General features: G+C 65.2%; 16 protein-coding genes and 1 riboswitch. Of the genes, 13 read left to right on the top strand and 3 right to left on the bottom strand.

The window, feature by feature from the left end; genetic code table 11:
• Positions 1-23 precede the first annotated feature (23 nt).
• The 6 genes from ruvA (at position 24) to B384_RS0107140 (ending at position 7,926) form a co-directional block, all read left to right on the top strand.
• The gene (gene ruvA / locus B384_RS0107165; protein ID WP_019482438.1) at positions 24-650 is read left to right on the top strand and encodes a Holliday junction branch migration protein RuvA; all 627 of its coding nucleotides are present in this window, start codon (positions 24-26) and stop codon (positions 648-650) included.
• Positions 650-1,789, top strand: coding sequence for a Holliday junction branch migration DNA helicase RuvB (gene ruvB, locus B384_RS0107160; RefSeq protein WP_019482437.1), 1,140 nt, complete (start codon positions 650-652; stop codon positions 1,787-1,789). The genes ruvA and ruvB overlap by 1 nt, the downstream gene beginning before the upstream one ends.
• A gap of 103 nt (positions 1,790-1,892) precedes the next feature.
• Positions 1,893-2,429 carry a preprotein translocase subunit YajC gene (locus tag B384_RS18120; RefSeq protein ID WP_019482436.1) on the top strand — a complete coding sequence of 179 codons (537 nt, stop codon included), beginning with the start codon at positions 1,893-1,895 and terminating at the stop codon, positions 2,427-2,429.
• A gap of 89 nt (positions 2,430-2,518) precedes the next feature.
• Positions 2,519-4,255, top strand: coding sequence for a protein translocase subunit SecD (gene secD / locus B384_RS0107150; protein WP_019482435.1), 1,737 nt, complete (start codon positions 2,519-2,521; stop codon positions 4,253-4,255).
• A complete protein-coding gene (gene secF / locus B384_RS0107145; protein WP_019482434.1) occupies positions 4,256-5,266 on the top strand; it encodes a protein translocase subunit SecF in 1,011 nt (336 codons plus the stop codon).
• Between the two features lie 314 nt (positions 5,267-5,580).
• Positions 5,581-7,926, top strand: a complete 2,346-nt coding sequence (locus B384_RS0107140; protein WP_083850867.1) for a RelA/SpoT family protein — start codon at positions 5,581-5,583, stop codon at positions 7,924-7,926.
• Positions 7,927-7,961: 35 nt separating this feature from the next.
• Here B384_RS0107140 and B384_RS0107135 read toward each other — a convergent pair whose 3' ends face one another.
• Together B384_RS0107135 and B384_RS0107130 are read right to left on the bottom strand one after the other, a co-directional pair.
• Positions 7,962-8,585, bottom strand: a complete 624-nt coding sequence (locus B384_RS0107135; RefSeq protein WP_019482432.1) for a hypothetical protein — start codon at positions 8,583-8,585, stop codon at positions 7,962-7,964.
• A gap of 125 nt (positions 8,586-8,710) precedes the next feature.
• Positions 8,711-10,300, bottom strand: a complete 1,590-nt coding sequence (locus B384_RS0107130; RefSeq protein WP_019482431.1) for a DUF349 domain-containing protein — start codon at positions 10,298-10,300, stop codon at positions 8,711-8,713.
• Positions 10,301-10,621: 321 nt separating this feature from the next.
• On the opposite strand from B384_RS0107130, the gene hisS reads away from it, so the two are divergent.
• Positions 10,622-11,977 (top strand): histidine--tRNA ligase, encoded by a 1,356-nt coding sequence (hisS, locus tag B384_RS0107125; RefSeq protein WP_019482430.1) that lies wholly within the window; start codon positions 10,622-10,624, stop codon positions 11,975-11,977.
• Between the two features lie 21 nt (positions 11,978-11,998).
• Here hisS and B384_RS0107120 read toward each other — a convergent pair whose 3' ends face one another.
• Entirely contained in the window at positions 11,999-13,264 is a 1,266-nt protein-coding gene (locus tag B384_RS0107120; protein ID WP_019482429.1) for an APC family permease, read from the bottom strand.
• A 116-nt stretch (positions 13,265-13,380) separates the two neighbouring features.
• Between B384_RS0107120 and aspS the strand changes: the two genes are divergently transcribed.
• From aspS to B384_RS18110, 6 genes are all read left to right on the top strand, one after another.
• Positions 13,381-15,147: an aspartate--tRNA ligase gene (aspS, locus tag B384_RS0107115; protein ID WP_019482428.1), complete on the top strand. Its 1,767-nt coding sequence runs from the start codon at positions 13,381-13,383 to the stop codon at positions 15,145-15,147.
• Between the two features lie 114 nt (positions 15,148-15,261).
• Positions 15,262-15,407: riboswitch (FMN riboswitch) on the top strand.
• Between the two features lie 102 nt (positions 15,408-15,509).
• Positions 15,510-16,193 (top strand): nicotinamide riboside transporter PnuC, encoded by a 684-nt coding sequence (gene pnuC, locus B384_RS0107110; RefSeq protein ID WP_019482427.1) that lies wholly within the window; start codon positions 15,510-15,512, stop codon positions 16,191-16,193.
• Between the two features lie 5 nt (positions 16,194-16,198).
• Complete coding sequence (gene ribD, locus B384_RS0107105; protein ID WP_019482426.1) at positions 16,199-17,311, top strand: bifunctional diaminohydroxyphosphoribosylaminopyrimidine deaminase/5-amino-6-(5-phosphoribosylamino)uracil reductase RibD; 1,113 nt, start codon at positions 16,199-16,201, stop codon at positions 17,309-17,311.
• Positions 17,296-18,006: a riboflavin synthase gene (locus B384_RS0107100; protein ID WP_019482425.1), complete on the top strand. Its 711-nt coding sequence runs from the start codon at positions 17,296-17,298 to the stop codon at positions 18,004-18,006. The genes ribD and B384_RS0107100 overlap by 16 nt, the downstream gene beginning before the upstream one ends.
• Entirely contained in the window at positions 18,003-18,671 is a 669-nt protein-coding gene (ribB, locus tag B384_RS18115) for a 3,4-dihydroxy-2-butanone-4-phosphate synthase (protein WP_019482424.1), read from the top strand. Before B384_RS0107100 ends, ribB begins: the two co-directional genes overlap by 4 nt.
• On the top strand, positions 18,668-19,324 hold the full coding sequence (locus B384_RS18110; protein ID WP_019482423.1) for a GTP cyclohydrolase II: 657 nt from the start codon (positions 18,668-18,670) through the stop codon (positions 19,322-19,324). The genes ribB and B384_RS18110 overlap by 4 nt, the downstream gene beginning before the upstream one ends.
• The last annotated feature ends 1 nt before the right edge of the window (position 19,325 follow it).

The following is a 19,325-nucleotide window of genomic DNA, read 5'->3' as shown; positions in this document are numbered from 1 at the left end:
ATAGAAATTTTGGAGTAGCGCGCATGATCAGTTCCCTCCGCGGCACCGTCAGCCACGTTGGCCTCAACTCGGCCGTGCTGGACGTCAATGGGTTTGGCATGCAGATCCTGGCCACCCCGCAGACCCTCGCCACCCTGCGCACCGGACAGGAAGCGCAAGTCTTCACCGCGATGATTGTCCGTGAGGACTCCATGACACTGTTCGGGTTCGAGGAGGCAGACCAGCGCGAGGTGTTCGAGACGCTGCTCGGCGTCAGCGGAGTCGGGCCACGGCTGGCACTGGCCGTGCTGGCCGTCCACGCACCGGAAGCCATCCGGGTTGCTGCCTCCTCGGGTGACGACAAGACCTTCAGTAAAGTCCCGGGAATCGGCCCGAAGGGCGCCCGCCGGATTGTCCTCGAACTGGCCGACAAACTCGTTCCGCTCGGCACCGCCGGGGCCCCGCCGAAGAACGCCTGGCAGGGACAGGTCCTGACGGCAATGATGGGGCTCGGCTGGTCGGAGAAGGACGCAACCACCGCGATAGACGCGGCGACGGCCGAAGCACCAGAGGTGGCCGCGTCCGGCAACGTGGGTGACATCCTGAAACTCACCCTGCGCAGACTCGGCCAGGACGGCGCCCGGGCCTCGGCGCGGAGCCGGGTCAGCTGATGGCCCGCGACGACGCGGCGGGGGAGGAGGCCCCGGTTGTTTCACCCACCGGGGATCCAGAGGACCGGGCGGTGGAAGCGGCGCTGCGACCCAAAAACCTCGATGACTTTGTCGGGCAGCAACGGGTCCGCCGGCAGCTCTCCCTGGTCCTGGAAGCCTCGCGGCTGCGCGGCCGAACAGCCGACCACGTCCTGCTCTCCGGCCCGCCGGGCCTTGGCAAGACCACCCTGGCCATGATCATCGCTGCCGAGATGAACGCGCCCCTGCGCATCAGCTCCGGTCCGGCTATCCAGCACGCCGGCGACCTCGCGGCCATTCTCTCCTCGCTGACCGACGGCGAGGTACTCTTCCTCGACGAAATTCACCGCATGTCCCGGCCGGCCGAGGAAATGCTGTACATGGCGATGGAAGATTTCCGGGTCGACATCATCGTCGGCAAAGGGCCGGGCGCAACAGCCATCCCGTTGGACCTGCCGCCATTCACCCTGGTCGGCGCCACCACCCGGGCCGGGCTACTTCCAGGGCCCCTGCGGGACCGCTTCGGGTTCACCGGCCACCTCGAGTTCTACTCCACCGAAGAACTTGAACTGGTATTGCGTCGCTCGGCGATGCTGATGGACATGAAGGTCAACTCGGCCGCATTCTCCGAGGTGGCAGGCCGGTCCCGCGGTACGCCCAGGATTGCCAACCGGCTCCTCCGCCGGGTGCGTGACTGGGCGTTGGTGCACGGCGTCGACCTGATCGACGCCAGGTGCGCCGGGGCGGCGCTGGACATGTACGAAGTGGACGCCAAAGGCCTCGACCGGCTCGATCGCGCCGTGCTCACCGCCCTGATCACCAAGTTCAACGGCGGTCCGGTGGGACTTTCGACCCTCGCGATCGCCGTCGGCGAGGAACCCGAGACAGTCGAAACCGTCGCCGAACCATACCTGGTGCGGGAGGGGATGCTGGGGCGGACCCCCCGGGGACGAATCGCCACGCGAGCGGCCTGGGACCACCTGGGACTCGTCATGCCGGCGAATGTTGCCGCTGCCATGCCGGAGGACCTCTTCACCGTCCTCTCCGAGGAAAACGGCCCGGAAGGCAACCGTGCCGAAGACAACAGTGGGGTAACGGAATGGGCCAACACCGAGGGATAGAGGCGCCGAAAGGACGCGGACAATCCCGTTTCCCTTTACACTGATATGACGTGCGGCACGTCAGGTGCGTGCGGATCCCAAGATATAGAAACGGAACTACTCTGTGTTCTCAACCTTATTAGCCCAGACTGCCGCCCCAGAGCAAGGCTTCGATATTTTCAGCCTGCTTTTGCCGCTGGCACTCGGAGCATTGATCTTCATGATGTTCCGGAGGCAGAAGAAGACCCAGAAGACCATCAAGGAGCAGCGCACCCAGATGGTTCCCGGCACCGAAGTGATGACCAACTTCGGCCTGTTCGGTACAGTGATTTCTCTCGACGAAGAGAACAACAAGGCAGTGCTCGAGCTTGGTCCCGGTGCCAGGGCCACGGTACACATGCAGACCCTCACCAAGGTGGTGCAGCCTGAGCCGGCCGCCGATGACGAAGAAACGCCGGCCGTCCCCGACGACGCATCCTCGCTGACCAGCCCCGTCGCCGACAACTCGGCCACCGACACCCGGACCACTGCTGTTGACGGCCAGGATCAGCCGAACCATGACACGGTGCTCCCCGAATCCGGACCAGAGCGTCTTGACGCCCGCTCAGACGAGGACATCCGTCTGGACTACGACAACAAGCGGGACAACAAGGACATCTAGCGCCGCGGGTGGGGCAACACCCTCGAGTGTGATGCCCCACCACCCCTAGAACCACCGACGCGCGCTCTCTCGATAAAAGGAAATTCCACATGCCTCGTACCGGCCCAGGCACGGCAGCCAAACGGACACTCGTTTGGCTCGGCGTTATGTTTGCATTACTAGCAGTTCTCCTGGGCAGCGGGTCCATCTGGGGCACCGCGAGCTGGAGCCCCAAGCTGGCACTCGACCTTGAGGGTGGAACCCAGATGATCCTGGCGCCCCAGGTGCAGGGCGGCAGCGATGAGATTACCGAAGAGCAGCTCGACCAGGCTGTGGAAATCATCAGGCAGCGGGTCGACGGCAGTGGCGTGGCAGAGGCCGAGATCAACACCCAGTCCGGCCGCAACGTGATTGTGTCACTCCCCGGTATTCCCGACGCCGAAACCCGCGAACTGATTCAGGCGTCGGCACAGATGGAATTCCGACCAGTACTCTTTGGCGGTCCGGGCCAGGCGCCCGCCGCGGAAACGCCCACCCCCGAAGAAGAACTGCCCGCTCCTACCGACGAACCCACCAATGCCAGCGATCCCAACTGGATCACGGCAGAACTGTTCTCCGAGTTCGAGGCCCTCGACTGCACATCGCCCGAGGCACTCGAACCCGCCGAAGAAGCAGCGCCCGCCGATGAGCCAATGGTCGCTTGCGAGCCGGGCACCCAGGGCAAATACATTCTCGGGCCGGTGGAAGTGCCGGGCACCGACATCGACTCCGCCGACTTCGGCATGCAGCGCGGCGCGCAGGGTCAGTCACTGAACACCTGGGCGGTCAACATCCAGTTCAACTCCGAGGGCAGCGAGACCTTCCGGGAAGTCACCGAACGTCTCTTCGCCTTCGGTCAGGGCGATCCACGGAACCAGTTCGCCATTGTGCTCGATGGGACGATCATTTCGGCTCCGACCACCCAGGCCGTCATCCCCGATGGGCGGCCCTCGATCAGCGGTAGCTTCACGGAGGAGTCGGCCGGGGCGTTGGCCGAACAACTGAAGTACGGCGCACTGCCGATCAGCTTCGAGATCCAGAGCGAGCAGCAGATCTCGGCCACTCTCGGAGCCGACCAGCTCCGGCTCGGCATGATTGCAGGCATCATCGGCTTGATTTTGGTCGCCGTTTACTCGATCTTCCAGTACCGGATGCTGGGACTGGTGACGATTGCGTCCCTTGTGGTGGCAGGTTTCCTCACCTACCTCGCGATCTGCATCCTGGGCTGGACCGAAAACTACCGGCTCTCCCTCGCAGGTGTGGCCGGCCTGATTGTCGCAATTGGGCAGACAGCCGACTCCTTCATCGTTTACTTCGAACGAATCCGCGATGAGCTCCGAGATGGCAGGGGGCTCGTCTCAGCCGTAGAGAACGGCTGGCGCCGGGCCAAGAGCACCGTCCTCGCGTCCAAGGCCGTCAGCCTGCTGGCCGCCGTCGTGCTGTACTTCGTCGCTGTCGGCAACGTTCGTGGGTTCGCGTTCACCCTCGGATTGACAGCTGTCGCCGACCTGATCGTCGTCTTCCTGTTCACTCATCCGGTGATGCGCCTGCTGGCGAGGACCAAGTTCTTCGGCGAGGGACACCGGTTTTCCGGTGTCGATCCGAAGAAGCTTGGCATTATGCCGCTCTATCGTGGTGCCGGTCGTATCCGGATGCCGTCGGCAACACCGCAGACGGCAGCCCCCCGCACCAAGAACAAGGCAGTCTCAGGTGAAATCGCCCGACGCACCACCATCGCCGAACGTCGGCTGGCCGAACAAAAAGCCCTGGCCGCGCGAAGCAATGGCACAGACCAGGAGGAAAACTAAATGCGGGGCAATAGTTTCGCCAAATTTGGCAACGACCTCTACTCGGGCAAGCTGTCCTACCCCTTCGTCGGCAAGCGCAAGCTGTGGTTCACCATTGCAGCGTTGGCCGTCCTCGTGTCGATCATCATCCCCATCGTCAAGGGTGGCTTCAACCTCGGTATCGATTTCCGGGGTGGCTCCGAGTTCACGGTGTCGAGTGTTGAGAACACTGACATCGCCCTCGGTGAGCAGGCTGTTACGGGAGTGGTACCAAATGCGGTACCGAGCGTCACGAACATCGCGCCGCAGACGATGCGTATCCAGACTGAGCGGCTCTCCGATGATGAGACCCTCAGCGTCCGGGACGCTCTGATCAGCGCGTATGAGGTTACCGAAGAAGAAGTCACTACCAACTTCGTCGGGCCCACCTGGGGCGAGGACGTCAGCCGGCAGGCCTTGATTGGCTTGGTCGTGTTCATCCTGCTGGCCGCAGTGCTGATGGCCCTGTATTTCCGGACCTGGAAAATGTCGGTGGCCGCACTCAGCGGATTGTTCGTGGTCATGACGGTGACAGCCGGTCTGTACTCGCTGAGCAACTTCGAGGTGACGCCCTCGGCGATGATCGGTTTCCTCACGGTGTTGAGCTATGCGTTGTATGACACGGTGGTGGTTTTCGACAAGATCAAGGAGAACACCGCCGACCTCGATGTTTCTACCAAGCGAACCTTTGGCGAGCAGGTAAACCTTGCGGTCAACCAGACGCTGGTGCGCTCCATCAACACCTCGGTTGTCGCCGTGTTGCCGGTCGCATCGATTCTTTTCATCGGTGCGATGCTCCTTGGTGCGGGTACCCTCCGGGATCTGTCTCTCGCCTTGTTCATCGGCATTATCATCGGGACCATCGGCACTCTCTTCGTCGCCGCACCCGTTTACGCGTGGCTGCGGATGCGCGAGCCGGGCATGAAGCGGCAGGAGAAGCGCGTGCTGCATCGCCGGTCGGTCGAAGCAGCAGAAGCCGTCCCTGCGCCCTGACTGTCGCAGGAGCAGTCGGCGACCTGACGGCCGTGTCCTGGTCCCCTGAGGGGGCCGGGACACGGTTTTTTTGTTCCCAGTTTGGCGGCAGCCGGGGATCGGTGCAGCAGGGTTTGGTCCGTCGGACTAAACTTAAATATGCGTGCCGGAGAAGAGGCATGGTGTAATTCTTTTTCAGCCGTCTGACGGCTGAGGAATCGGGGTAGTACGTGGCAGATGCCAGTGGTCCAGCAGAGCGGCCAGACACGGAACACCGTGAGGAGCGCCCTGGCACCTTTTCGCGCCCTTCGACCGCCCAGCTTGACCAAGTTCCGGTGCCCCCGGCGACCATACCGCCCGTCCGCAGCCGCGACGTCGCAGTGACCTCATCGGGATCAGCCCCTTCGGCGGCCAGCGCCGACCACAGCGCGCTGCCCGATCGGAAAATCCGGACCCGGTCACGGCTGGCTCGCCTGACGGGCAGAGCCTCCAACGGGTATTCACCGGTGCTTGAGCCCCTGCTGAGGACGGTCCGGGCCAACAACCCCAAGGAAGACCTCGACCTGATCCAGCGGGCGTACCTGGTGGCCGAGCGCAGCCACGAGGGCCAGAAGCGAAAAAGCGGCGATCCGTACATCACCCACCCGGTGGCGGTGGCAACGATCCTTGCCGAACTGGGCATGACCGGCACCACGCTGGCTGCCGCCCTGCTGCATGACACCGTCGAGGACACCGCATGCACCCTCGACGACATCAAGCGTGACTTCGGCGCCGAAGTGGCAATGCTGGTGGACGGGGTCACAAAGTTGGACAAGGTGTCCTTCGGCGACGCTGCCCAGTCCGAGACCGTTCGCAAAATGGTGGTCGCCATGGCCAAGGACATTCGTGTCCTGGTGATCAAACTTGCGGACCGGCTCCATAATGCCCGGACCTGGCGCTTTGTCTCTCCCGAGTCGTCGGCCAGAAAAGCCCGCGAGACACTCGAAATCTTCGCGCCGCTCGCGCACCGGCTCGGCATGAACACCATCAAGTGGGAGCTCGAGGACCTGTCCTTTGCGGCGCTGCACCCGAAGGTGTACGAAGAGATCGTCCGGATGGTGGGGGATCGTACGCCTGAACGGGAAAAGCACCTGGCAGTGGTGCGCACCCAGATCGGCGAAGACCTTCGGTCGGTGAAGATCAAGGCGACAATCACCGGACGCCCGAAGCATTACTACTCCATCTACCAAAAGATGATCGTCCGCGGCAAGGACTTCGATGACATCCATGACCTGATGGGGATCCGGGTGCTGGTGGACAGTGTGAGGGACTGCTACGCAACGTTGGGCCAGCTGCATGCCCGCTGGAACCCGCTGCCCGGCCGGTTCAAAGACTACATAGCGATGCCCAAATTCAATATGTACCAGTCGCTCCACACCACGGTGATCGGACCCGGCGGACGTCCGGTGGAGATTCAGATCCGGACCCACGACATGCACCGCAGAGCCGAATACGGCGTTGCAGCGCACTGGAAATACAAGGGCGCTGGCGGCAAAGCCGGAGAAGGACCCGATAACAGCGACATGGGGTGGCTGCGGAGTCTGGTCGACTGGCAGCAGGAGACAGCCGACCCGGACGAGTTCCTTGACTCGCTGCGCTTCGAAATCAACGCCCGCGAAGTGTTCGTGTTCACTCCCAAGGGTGAGGTTATGGCGTTGCCTGCCGGGTCCACTCCGGTGGACTTCGCCTATGCAGTGCACACCGAGGTGGGGCACCGGACGATCGGAGCCCGGGTCAACGGGAAGCTGATCCCGCTGAACAGCGAGCTGAACCACGGCGACTGGGTGGAGATCTTCACCTCCAAGGCCGAGGGTGCCGGCCCGAGCCAGGACTGGCAGGGGTTCGTGAAGAGCCCGCGGGCTCGCAACAAGATCCGCCAATGGTTCACCAAGGAACGCCGCGAAGAGGCGATTGAAAAGGGTAAGGAATTGCTCACCCGCGCAATGCGCAAGCAGAACCTGCCACTTCAGCGCATGATGACCCATGACGCACTGATAGCGGTGGCCCAGGAGTTGAGGCACGCGGACATCGCTGCCCTTTATGCGGCGGTCGGTGACGGCCATTCCTCCGCCCAGAACGTGATCGAACGCCTGGTCGCCCTGATGGGTGGGAACGAGGGTGCCGAAGATAGCCTCGCCGAGACGGCGGTGGCCACCACTCCGCGCCGCCCCAAGTTCTCCGATTCCGGCGTGACGGTGCGCGGCGTTGGCGACGTCTGGGTCAAAATTGCGCGCTGTTGTACTCCAGTTCCGCCGGATCCCATCATCGGGTTCGTTACCCGCGGTTCGGGGGTGTCAGTCCACCGGAACGACTGCCGCAACGTCGAGGAACTGAGGGATCAGCCGGACCGGATTGTGGACGTCGACTGGGCTCCCACCCAGTCCAGCGTGTTCCTGGTCGAGATCCAGGTTGAAGCGCTCGATCGCAAGAGCCTCCTCTCCGACGTCACCCGGGTCCTCTCCGAGAACCACGTCAACATTCTCGCGGCAAGCGTGAATACCTCGACGGACCGGGTGGCACTGTCCCGGTTTGCTTTTGAGATGGGGGATCCCAAGTACCTGACCCACATCCTCAACGCGGTCCGGCGGATAGACGGCGTGTTTGACGTCTACCGCACCACCGGGGCCCAACGGAGGCTCTAGCTCGCCGTCGACCGCCGGTGCCGAATGGGGTGGGTCTAGCCCGAGTGCATGGCGCTCTGGAGGCGGGCCAGGGCGCGGTTCTTGCCAGGAACGCGTCGGGTTGCTTCCAACGCCCTGACCACCAGGACCAGGTCACACCGTAGATCGGGGTGAGCTGCCAGTCGGACGAGGGTTGGCACTGCCCAGGCGTCATGTCCATGCACTGCAACATCGAGTGCGGTCCGCAAGGGTGCTGTGACGCCCACCCCGCCGACCACCCGGACATCGCAGGGTCCCAAAGCGACTTGATGCATCAGGGCTTCACTGAACGGTGGCAGGGCGGTGGTGCGGCGTCGGTGATCCGTCACGAGGTTCACAGTTTCGGGTAACGGCGCGCAGCCATAGACCCAGGCCGCGCTTTGGCGGGCAAGCGCAACCTTGGCCCGCAACGACGCCGGGACGCACAGGATCGCAGACTGGGCGCGGGAGGCGGGGTCAAGATGGTGGTCCGCGCGGGCATAGGAGTCCCCGCAGACACGGCGCAGCAGTCCGTCGATGCGCATGGCCTGCAACTCGACGCTGCTGAAGATGTCATGGGCTCGGAAGAGCACTCCGCCGGTTGAGGTGATCGGCTCTGCTGGGGTTTCTCCGGTAGTGGCTCCCAGCCGAAGGTGGGACATGGCCCAAGCATTCCGAGTTTGGCCCCAAAGCGAAAGCCCCGGCGTCGAGTTGTGGATAACCGGACTGGTGACGTACCAGACTACTCATCCACAACCCCACACCGGGGCTGAGTGTTCGGGTGCCGCTAGGAGAAGTCCTGCGCCGACTTCTGCAGCATATCCATCCATTGTTGGCGTGCGGACAGGGCTTCCTTGGCGGTAGCGATCCGCTTCGCGTCGCCAGCCTTCTCGGCAGCGTTCAGATCTTCCTGCAGCGCAGCGATAGTGGCTTCCAGCTGACTCAGAGCACTGTTGGTGCGGGCCTGGGTCTCAGGGTTGGTCCGCTCCCAATGGGCGTCGTCGGCAGCCTTCACCGCGTCCTCAACCTCGCGAATACCGGCTTCGATCCGACCCATGTCCGCGCGTGGCACCTTGCCGGCTTCCTCCCAGCGGTCACGAATCGACTGCAGCGATTTCTTCGCGGCCGCGAGGTTCCTGATGGGCAGCAACTGGCGTGCCTCGACCAGCAGGGCTTCCTTGACCACAAGGTTTGCCCCGTATTCTTCGTCGATTGCCTCGTTGGTTGCTTTCCTGGCGGTGAAGAACTTGTCCTGGGCGGCCCGAAAACGAGCCCACAGGGCGTCGTCGTCCTTGCGGCTGGCCCGTTTGGAGGCCTTCCACTCATCCATCAGCCGGCGGTATTCGCCAGCGGTGTGGCCCCAGTCGGTTGAGGTGGAAAGCGCCTCGGCCTGCTGGATGAGGGACTCCTTGGCCTGCTTGGCCGAGGCGTTGTCGGTATCCAGCTGGGAGAAGTACGCGCGACGATGCCGGTCGAAGATGGTGCGCGCCGCGCGGAACCTCTTCCACAGGCCGTCTTCGGTGCCGCGGCCAAGCCGGATGCCGTTCTTCTGCGCCGCTTTCCAGGTCTCGAACAGCTCGTTCATCCGGGTGCTGCTGGCTTTCCACTGCACCGTGGATGGGTCGCGGCCAGCGATTTCTTCGGCTTCCGCGACGATCGCTTCGCGGGCTGCGAGCTCAGCCGACTTCAGCGCATCCTGTTCGGCCTTTTCGGCGGCAACAAGCTCCGCGATCTGGCCGTTCAGAGCGTCCAGCCGCGCTTCAAGGGCAAGCACGTCGCCGACGATCTTCTTCTCTGCGACCTGCTCCCGCAGATGACCGGCGGTCTTCTGCATGTCGGCGGATGGTGCCTTCGCCTGGACGCGCTGTTCCAGGAGCACAATCTGGCTGGCGACGTCGTCGTACTTGCGCACGAAATATGCCAGCGCCTCATCCTTGGAGGCATCCGGGTACTGCCCGACGGCGTGCTCCTCGCCGTTGACGATGAGGAAGACGTGACCGTCGTCCTCGACCCGGGCGAACTTGGCTGCTTCGCTTAGCGGGGTGCTGTGCGCCGGGGGAGCGGCGACTGCTGCGCCTGGTTTCGCGCCGGGTTTGCCACCAGGTTTCGCGCCGGGTCGCGGAGCCATCGCTGCGGGGCTGGGAGCGGCGCCGGGGGAAGACATTGGGCGGGCAGCTTCAGGCGCGGCTGACTCAGCCTCGGGTGCCTCAGCTTCAGTTTCGGGAGCCGCAGCCTCGGGTGCGGGTGCCTCGGGTTCAGGCGCGGCTGATTCAGCCTGCTCGGGCTCAACCGCCTGCTCAACACCAGTTGTTGTTTCCTCGTCGCCTGACGTTTCGTCGGTACGGGGTGTTTCGTCGGATTGCTGACTTTGTGTCACCGCTAGAAGTCTTTCACTCGTTGGTTTGCCTGCTACCTCGCGGCAAATGGTTCAGGGCTATCGAGTCTATCGCCACGGCGTCCCCGCACCGCGCAGCCTCAGAGGCTACTTTACGCATAAGGGTTCGCCAGCGGAATCTCGGTGCACCCACCCACGGGGACTGTGCGGCGACCTCTGTTTCGGTGTGGAACCCGGACAGCGGGGGTCAGCCTAGACATCGGAGGCGGAAATGGTGCCCACCGATGTCCGGGTTCCCCGCCAAAGCCGGGTAAAATCGGAGACCATCAACCCGATGTCACATCCTGCAAGGAGCTCAGCCGTATGGCACGCAAGGCCTCACTGTCCGGTTTTCCCGAATGGCTGCCGGAGGAACGCCTGGTTGAGTTGCATGTACTGGACACGTTGCGGAAAACCTTCGAGCTGCATGGCTTCTCCAACATCGAAACCCGGGCGGTCGAGACGGTGTCCCACCTGCTCCGCAAAGGGGACATCGACAAAGAGGTCTACGCTGTGTCGCGCCTTCAGGCCGACGACGACGGCGGCCGGGCAACCAGCTCCGACGACGGCCTTGCCCTCCACTACGACCTGACTGTTCCCTTCGCCCGCTACGTGGTCGAAAACTCCGGCCACCTGGCGTTCCCCTTCCGGCGCTACCAGATCCAGAAGTGCTGGCGCGGTGAACGCCCGCAGGACGGCCGGTTCCGCGAGTTCACCCAGGCCGACATCGACGTCGTGGGCGACGGCGTGCTCCCGTTCCGGTACGACGTCGAACTGGCCCTCGTGGTGGTCGATGCCCTCTCGGCCCTGCCCATTCCCGAGTTCACCGTGCGCGTCAATAACCGGAAACTCGCCGAGGGTTTCTATCGGGGCATCGGCCTCGAGGACACCGCCGGGGTGCTGCGCAGCATCGACAAACTGGAAAAGATCGGGGCAGAGAAGGTCACGGCCCTGCTGCAGACCGAACTCGGTGCCACCGCCGACCAGGCAGCCCTCGCCCTCCGGCTCGCCTCGATCCGGACCGCTGACGTGTCATTCGTCGACCAGGTCCGCGCCCTCGGGGTCACCGACCCCCTGCTGGAAGAGGGGCTCGGGGAGCTGGAGCAGGTGATCGCCGAAGCGTCCAAGCGCGCGCCCGGCCGGGTGGTTGCCGACCTCAGCATTGCCCGCGGCCTGGATTACTACACCGGAACAGTCTACGAAACCGTGCTGAACGGGCACGAGTCACTGGGATCGATCTGCTCCGGCGGCCGGTATGACAGCCTGGCAGCCAAAGGCAACCGGACGTTCCCCGGAGTTGGCCTGTCGATCGGCGTAACCCGGCTGGTGTCGCGGATCCTCAGCCAGGGCTTCACCGCCGTGTCGCGGCAGGTGCCCACCGCAGTCCTGATCTCGCTGACCGACGACAGCTCCTGGTCGGCGGCCCAGGACATCGCCGCGGCCCTGCGAGCCCGCGGCATTTCCGCTGAGGTGGCCGCCACTGCCGAGAAGTTCGGCAAGCAGATCAAGTTCGCCGACCGTCGTGGGATCCCCTTCGTCTGGTTCACCGCTGAGGACGGCACCCACGAGGTCAAGGACATCCGCACCGGCGCCCAGGAACCTGCCGATCCCGGCACCTGGACGCCCCCGGCAGTTGATCTCGTGCCGTCGGTGCTCCGCGCCGAGCCAGCCGACGCCTGACCCGGGCACCGCACCACAAGGTCAGGAGCGTCGTCGTCGTACTCCCACGACGACGACGCGGCCCAGCACGCCAGCGGCCAGGACCGCCACCATGGTGAGCACCGACGTCGTGGGCAGGGTGAGGGCCAGCAGCACACAGCCGATAAAACCCACCACGTTCAGCCCCCGCGGCGAATGCCACGGCCGGTGGGTGAGGGTAAACGCCGACAGGTTGGCGATCGCGTAGTAGATCAACACCCCAAAGCTGGAGAATCCGACCACCGTCAGGACGTCAGTGGTCAGGAGCAGGCCGATGACGACGACGGCGGTTGCCAGATCGGCGGCGTAGGGAACACCGAAGCGCTGCCAGATCCCGGTCAGGGCCCGGGGCAGATCTCCTTCACGGGCCATGGCCAGCGTGGTCCTGCCCACCCCGGCGATGAGGGCCAGCAGGGCTCCGAGGCTGGCGAGTGCTGCCGCGATGGTGACAGCAGTTGCCGGGATTGCTGAGGTCGAGGCAGTGAACACCTCACGCAACGGTGCGGCGGAGGCGGCAAGCGCCGTCGGGCCCAGTGCTGCCAGCAGACCCCACGCAAGCAACAGATACAGCGCCAGGGTGAAGCCAAGGGATCCGAAGATCGCTGCCGGGATGTTGCGTTGCGGCTCGCGCACTTCCTCGCCCATGGTGGCGACGCGGGCGTACCCGGCGAACGCGAAGAACAGCAGTCCTGCGGCCTGCAGCACTCCAAGCCAGCTGGTGGGCAACTGGACAGCGTCTGACGGTGCGGGGGCGGCGAAGGCGGCGACCACCACGAAAGCGAGTACCGGGACCACCAGGGACACGATGATCCGGGTCATCAGGGCGGTACGACTGACACCCAACAGGTTCACGACGGTCAGGGCGACCACCGCCGCGACGGCTGCGGCGGTCTCAAAACCCGGGGCGGCGTACAACCCAAAAGTCAGCGCCATCGCTGCACACGAGGCGATCTTGCCGGTAACGAAACTCCAGCCGGCGATGAACCCGGGCCAGGGGCCGAGCTGGCGTCGGCCGTAGATATACGTGCCGCCGCTGTGCGGGTGCACTGCCGCCAGTTGCGCGGACGCCGCCGCGTTGCAGTAGGCCACGAAACCGGCGATGGCCACGGCGAGGGGCAGCCAGCTTCCCGCTGAGGCCGCAGCTGGCGCGAAGACCACAAACACGCCGGCGCCGATCATGGAGCCGATCCCCACGGTCGTGGCGTCAAAGCCGCCCAGCTGCCGTCGAAGGCCTGGCGGATTGGTCCCTGGTGGATGAGCCATTGCCATGTGTGATCCCTGCCGTGGCGGGTGGGTCCCGGTATCACCGGTAAACTCGGACGAGACGATCTTTTCATACGCGGGTAGCCCTTTTCTGCCCCGCACCTCCACCCGGAAGGAATGCTGTGCTGCGCACACATGACCTCGGTTCGCTACGGACTGAGCACATTGGACACACCGTCACCCTGGCAGGCTGGGTTGCCCGCCGCCGAGATCACGGCGGGGTCGCATTCCTTGACCTGCGCGACGCCTCGGGTTTCGCCCAGGTGGTGGTCCGGGAAGAGGAAGTGTTCCACGGACTGCGCAACGAGTACGTCCTGCAGATCACGGGCACCGTCGAGAAGCGCCCCGAGGGTAACGAGAACCCGGCCCTGGCCACTGGCGGCATCGAAGTCATCGCCGAGACCGTGACCATCCTCAACACCTCCGACCCGCTGCCCTTCCAGATCGACGAGCACGTGGAGGTTGGCGAGGAAGCACGCCTGAAGCACCGCTACCTCGACCTCCGCCGGCCAGCGCCCAACGCCAACCTCCGGCTGCGTTCCGAGGCCAACCGGGTGGCACGCGAGCTGCTGCACCAGGATGGTTACGTCGAAATTGAGACACCCACCCTGACCAGGTCCACCCCTGAGGGTGCCCGCGACTTCGTGGTGCCAGCCCGTCTGTCGCCCGGCTCCTGGTACGCCCTGCCGCAGTCTCCGCAGCTGTTCAAGCAGCTCCTGCAGGTGGGCGGCTTTGAGAAGTACTACCAGATTGCCCGCTGTTACCGCGACGAGGACTTCCGCGCGGACCGTCAGCCGGAGTTCACCCAGCTCGACATCGAAGCCAGCTTCGTGGAGCAGGATGACGTCATTGCCCTGGGCGAGAGCCTGGTCAAGGCGCTCTGGCAGCTGATCGACGTCGAAATCCCCACGCCGATCCAGCGGATGACCTACGCCGATGCGATGGCCCGGTTCGGCTCAGACAAGCCCGATCTGCGCTTCGGCCTGGAACTGACCGAGCTCACCGAGTTCTTCAAGGACACCGATTTCGGCGTGTTCAAGGCGCCCTACGTCGGCGCCGTCGTCATGCCCGGCGGGGCGTCCCAGCCGCGCCGCCAGCTCGACGCCTGGCAGGAATGGGCCAAACAGCGCGGCGCCAAGGGCCTCGCCTATGTTCTGGTCGACGACGACGGCAGCCTCCGCGGGCCCGTCGCCAAGAACCTCACCGAGGCCGAGCGTGACGGCCTGCCCGCCGCGGTCGGCGCCAACCCCGGCGACTGCATTTTCTTCGCCGCCGGCGAGAAGACTCCCTCCCGCGCGCTGCTCGGCGCAGCACGCGTTGAAATCGGCCACCGCACCGGTCTCATCGACCCGTTGGCCTGGGCCTTCGTCTGGGTGGTTGACGCACCGATGTTCGAACCGGCGTCGGCGGCTGTCGCAGCCGGCGACGTGGCGGTCGGCGGGGGAGCCTGGACGGCGGTGCACCACGCGTTCACCTCACCGAAGCCTGAATACCTGGACACCTTCGACAAGGATCCAGAGACCGCACTGGCGTACGCCTACGACATTGTCTGCAACGGCAACGAAATCGGCGGCGGCTCGATCCGTATCCACCAGCGGGATGTGCAGGAACGGGTGTTCTCGGTGATGGGCATCAGCCAGGAGGACGCGCAGGAAAAGTTCGGTTTCCTCCTCGAAGGATTCAAGTTCGGGGCGCCCCCTCACGGCGGCATCGCGTTCGGCTGGGACCGCGTCGTCGCGCTGATGGCCGGCACCGAGTCGATCCGCGACGTCATCGCGTTCCCGAAGTCCGGCGGCGGCTTCGACCCGCTGACGGCTGCTCCCGCTCCGATCACCGCGCAGCAGCGTAGGGAAGCCGGAGTGGACTTCAAGCCGGAGAAAAAGAACTAGGGCGCAGCTCCTCCACCCCCGCTTGGGTTGAATGGCCGGGGACCTGGCGGGTTCTGCTGCTTTGTGACGGGAATGGACACACGCCCAATCCGGTTATGAAATACTGATACACACAAACGTGCTCCGGGGTCGGTGTAATTCCGAACCGGCGGTGATAGTCCGTGACCCGTCCGCTGCCAGTGCTACCGCGCTGGCGTGGCCGGTTGAACTGGTGAAATTCCGGTACCGACAGTTAAAGTCTGGATGGGAGAAGCGCGTACAGCTTTGGCTGTGCTGGTTTGGTGGTGCCTTCGTGCGCCGCCGACGGCACCGGCCGTTCCTGTCGTTACCCCGGAGCGCACCGCTCGAGACAAGGGGTCGACATGGATTTTCTGAGGTGGCTGTTCGACGCTCAGATCCCCGTCGCCGGAAGCTCGCTGCTGCTCCGCGAGGTGATCGGCAACGTCTTCGGGCTCCTCAGCGCGCTCGGCGGGATGCGCCGGAAACTCTGGGCCTGGCCCGTCGGTATCATCGGCAACGTCCTGCTCCTCACCGTCTTCCTCGGTTCCTTTTTCGGCGGAGCCGACGCCGCCAACCTCCTCGGCCAGGCTGGCCGCCAGATCATGTTCATCGCCGTCGCCGTCTACGGCTGGCGCCAGTGGAGTGCCAGCAGCCAGGCCGACGGCCACGCCGTCACTCCACGCTGGGCGCCCCGCCGCGCGCGGATCGGCCTGGTGGTCGCCATGATCGTCGGCACGGTAGCGCTGACACCCCTCTTCCGGATGCTCGGCTCCTACGAACCCGTGTGGGCGGACGCCTGGACGTTTGTCGGCTCGCTGCTGGCAACCGTCGGCATGGCCAAGGGCTGGGTCGAGTTCTGGCTCATCTGGGTGGCGGTCGACGTCGTCGGGGTGCCACTGCTCTTCAGCGCCGGCTACTACGCGTCAGCGTTCATGTACCTGTTCTATGGGGTGTTCACCCTGATCGGGTTCTACGTCTGGATGCGCGCCCGTGAGCGCAGCAAGCCCCGCATCGATGTCCTGCTCCCCGATCCGACGGTCCGGTAGACGCCGTGGACACGACCTCCCTGACCTCTGTCTTCTCCGCCGCTGAATGCGACGCGATGCGATCCGCCATCGGACTGGCCGGGCGCGGTGTGCGTGGCGCCAACCCACTGGTGGGAGCAGTGGTACTCGACGAGCGCGGCACGGTGATCGGCTCCGGCTACCACCGGGGGGCGGGCACTCCGCACGCCGAAGTCGATGCCCTCACCAACGCCCTGACGCAGCGGGCGGACCTGACCGGGTGCACGCTGATCTGCACCCTTGAACCCTGCAACCATGCCGGACGTACGGGCCCCTGCACCGAAGCCATCGCGACAGCAGGGATCACCCGCGTGGTCTACGCCGCCGACGACGTCCACGGCCCTGCCGCTGGTGGTGCTGGCTGGCTCACCGCCCACGGCGTCGAGGCGGTCGGCGGGTTGCTGGCCGATGAGTCGCACCAGCTGAACCACCGGTGGCGGGAAGCCACCAGTTCCCGCCGCCCCTTCATCACCCTCAAAATCGCCCAGACCCTCGACGGTAAGGTTGCCGCGGTTGACGGCTCCAGCCAGTGGATCACCGGCACCGAGTCCCGCAGCGACGGCCACTCCATCAGGCAGCGCGCCGATGCGGTCCTGGTGGGCACAGGTACCGTACTGGCCGACAATCCTCGACTCTCTGCCCGCAACCCCGACGGGACCGACGCGGAAAGGCAGCCCCTCCGGGTCGCCATGGGACGTCGCCCCATCCCTGCGGGTGCGGCAATCCGCAGCGGGCGCTTCGTCCACCTCACCACCCGCGACCCGGGGGAGGCTGCGCGTCAGCTGTACGACGACGGCGTTGGCCACCTGATGATCGAGGGCGGACCCACCATCGCCACCGCGTTTCTGACCGCTGGCCTGGTCGATGAACTCATCGTCTACCAGGCGCCGATGTTCCTGGGTGCCGGCACGCCAGCGGTCCAGGCCCTGGGGATCTCTTCACTGGGGGACGCCAGCAGCTGGATGCTCGACCCGCATGGGGGCGCGGCGATCACCCAGTGCGGACACGACGTCCGCTTCCACCTCAGCCCGGCACCCGCCGACCCAGCAGCTTCTCATCAGACCAGCAGCAAAGGACCCAGTACATGTTCACAGGAATAGTCGCCGAAAAGGGCAGCGTTGTCTCACTTGACGTCTCGGCGGACCAGACCAGCGCCATCCTGGTCTTCGACGCGCCAACCACCGGCGAGGACCTGGGCCTGGGCGGTTCAATCGCCGTCAACGGGGTTTGCCTGACCGCAACCAGTGTTGAGGGCGGCCGGATCGCCGTCGATGTGATGGGGGAGACCCTGCTGCGAACCACCACCGGATCACTGGCCGCCGGCAGCACCGTGAACCTTGAGCGTTGCGTCCCCGCGAGTGGGAGGCTGGATGGCCATGTGGTGCAGGGCCACGTCGATGGGATCGGTACCCTGCTTGAGCGCGAAAACCAGGGCGCCTGGCACCGTCTGCGCTTCGGGCTACCAACCCGACTGGCCCGCTACGCGGCCGAAAAGGGGTCTATCACCGTCGACGGCGTCTCACTTACGGTCAGCGCCGTCAGCGCCGTGTCCGCTCCCGACCCCTGGTTTGAGGTCGGGCTGATTCCCACCACCCTGCAGGAAACCAGTCTGGGCCTGAAACAGGTCGGGGATTCAGTGAACCTGGAAATGGATGTGATGGCCAAATACGCTGAGCGGCTCATGAGCTTCATGGTGCCCGCCTGGCAGACGCCGAACACCCAGACCATCCCGATCCAGAAACCGGCAATTCTGAAACCGTCGGTCCCTCCGGCGGTCGCAGGGCCGCAGCCATGATCGCCCACCACACGGCACTGCAGGGCCAAGCCGTCCGCCTGGATTCGGTACCAGCGGCGGTGGCGGCGATGGCAGCGGGTCGGGCCGTCGTCGTCGTCGACGATGAGCGGCGCGAAAACGAAGGCGACATCATCTTCGCCGCCCAGTTCGCCACCCCCGCGCTGGTGGGCTGGACCGTCAGGTACACCTCGGGCGTGCTGTGCGTTCCGATTTCCGGCGCCGCCGCGGACCGGCTGCTGCTGCCGCCCATGACAGCCGTCAACGAGGACGCCAAGGGCACCGCCTACACCGTGTCCTGTGACGCGGCGGTGGGCATCTCCACCGGGATCAGCGCCGCCGACCGGGCGGTCACCGCACGCCTCCTCGCCGATCCGACGACGACGGCGGCCGACCTCACCCGGCCCGGCCACATGTTCCCGTTGCGCGGCGCCCCGGGCGGCGTCGGTGAACGTCCAGGCCACACCGAGGCGGGGCTGGAGTTGTGCGCCCTCGCCGGCCTGGAACCCGCGGCGGTCATCGCCGAGGTGGTCCATGACGAGGGTCACATGATGCGACTACCCGCCCTCAGGGACTTCGCCGACAGCCACGGTGTGCCCCTGATCTCCATCAAAGACCTGCTGAGCCACCTCAGCGACCCCACCAGAGACGAGAAGGGCCTCCGATGAACACCACCAGCGTCACCGGCGGGCCGGAGGTTGCCCTTCCCACCGCCTTCGGTCAGTTCACCACCCAGGCCTGGACCGACGGGGTGACCGGGGTTGAACACCTGAGCCTGTCCTCCGCCGGGGCCAACCCACCCGGGGCAAGCAGCGACTCCGGCCCCGAAGGGGAGACACCCCTGGTGCGGATGCACTCGGAATGCCTGACCGGGGACGTCTTCTCCTCGTATCGCTGCGATTGCGGCGAACAGCTTGAGCAGGCCCTCCAACTGATCGCCGAGCAGGGCGGCACGGTGCTGTATCTGCGCGGCCAGGAGGGCAGGGGGATTGGCCTGGCCAACAAAATGCGCGCCTACGCCCTGCAGGACACCGGGGCCGACACTGTCGAAGCCAACGAACAGCTCGGGCTGCCGGTCGACTCGCGGGACTACCAGGCCGCCGCGGCAATCCTGAGCCAGCTTGGTCTGCGCTCCATCCGGCTGCTCAGCAACAACCCCGAAAAGCGGGACAAACTCGTTCTGCACGGCATCGATGTCACCGCGATGGTTCCCTCGGAGGTGCCCGCGCGCGCCGAGAACCAGAGGTACCTGCAGACCAAACGGGACCGGCTGAACCACCAGCTGACCCTGCTGGAAGACCACGGGATCCAGCAGAGCTGAC

Origin of the sequence: Arthrobacter sp. TB 23, assembly GCF_000294595.1 — a bacterium.
In the GTDB taxonomy this organism is placed as follows: domain Bacteria; phylum Actinomycetota; class Actinomycetes; order Actinomycetales; family Micrococcaceae; genus Arthrobacter_D.
Note: the sequence above shows the minus strand (reverse complement) of the source record. Positions and strands in the feature narration are given on the sequence as shown.

What these genes read in the sequence shown, in the direction of transcription:
- ruvA (WP_019482438.1), top strand. Translation starts at nt 24, where the DNA reads ATGATCAGTTCCCTCCGCGGCACCGTCAGCCACGTTGGCCTCAACTCG.
- ruvB (WP_019482437.1), top strand. Translation starts at nt 650, where the DNA reads ATGGCCCGCGACGACGCGGCGGGGGAGGAGGCCCCGGTTGTTTCACCC.
- secD (WP_019482435.1), top strand. Translation starts at nt 2,519, where the DNA reads ATGCCTCGTACCGGCCCAGGCACGGCAGCCAAACGGACACTCGTTTGG.
- secF (WP_019482434.1), top strand. Translation starts at nt 4,256, where the DNA reads ATGCGGGGCAATAGTTTCGCCAAATTTGGCAACGACCTCTACTCGGGC.
- B384_RS0107135 (WP_019482432.1), bottom strand. Translation starts at nt 8,585, where the DNA reads ATGTCCCACCTTCGGCTGGGAGCCACTACCGGAGAAACCCCAGCAGAG.
- hisS (WP_019482430.1), top strand. Translation starts at nt 10,622, where the DNA reads ATGGCACGCAAGGCCTCACTGTCCGGTTTTCCCGAATGGCTGCCGGAG.
- B384_RS0107120 (WP_019482429.1), bottom strand. Translation starts at nt 13,264, where the DNA reads ATGGCAATGGCTCATCCACCAGGGACCAATCCGCCAGGCCTTCGACGG.
- pnuC (WP_019482427.1), top strand. Translation starts at nt 15,510, where the DNA reads ATGGATTTTCTGAGGTGGCTGTTCGACGCTCAGATCCCCGTCGCCGGA.
- B384_RS0107100 (WP_019482425.1), top strand. Translation starts at nt 17,296, where the DNA reads ATGTTCACAGGAATAGTCGCCGAAAAGGGCAGCGTTGTCTCACTTGAC.
- ribB (WP_019482424.1), top strand. Translation starts at nt 18,003, where the DNA reads ATGATCGCCCACCACACGGCACTGCAGGGCCAAGCCGTCCGCCTGGAT.
- B384_RS18110 (WP_019482423.1), top strand. Translation starts at nt 18,668, where the DNA reads ATGAACACCACCAGCGTCACCGGCGGGCCGGAGGTTGCCCTTCCCACC.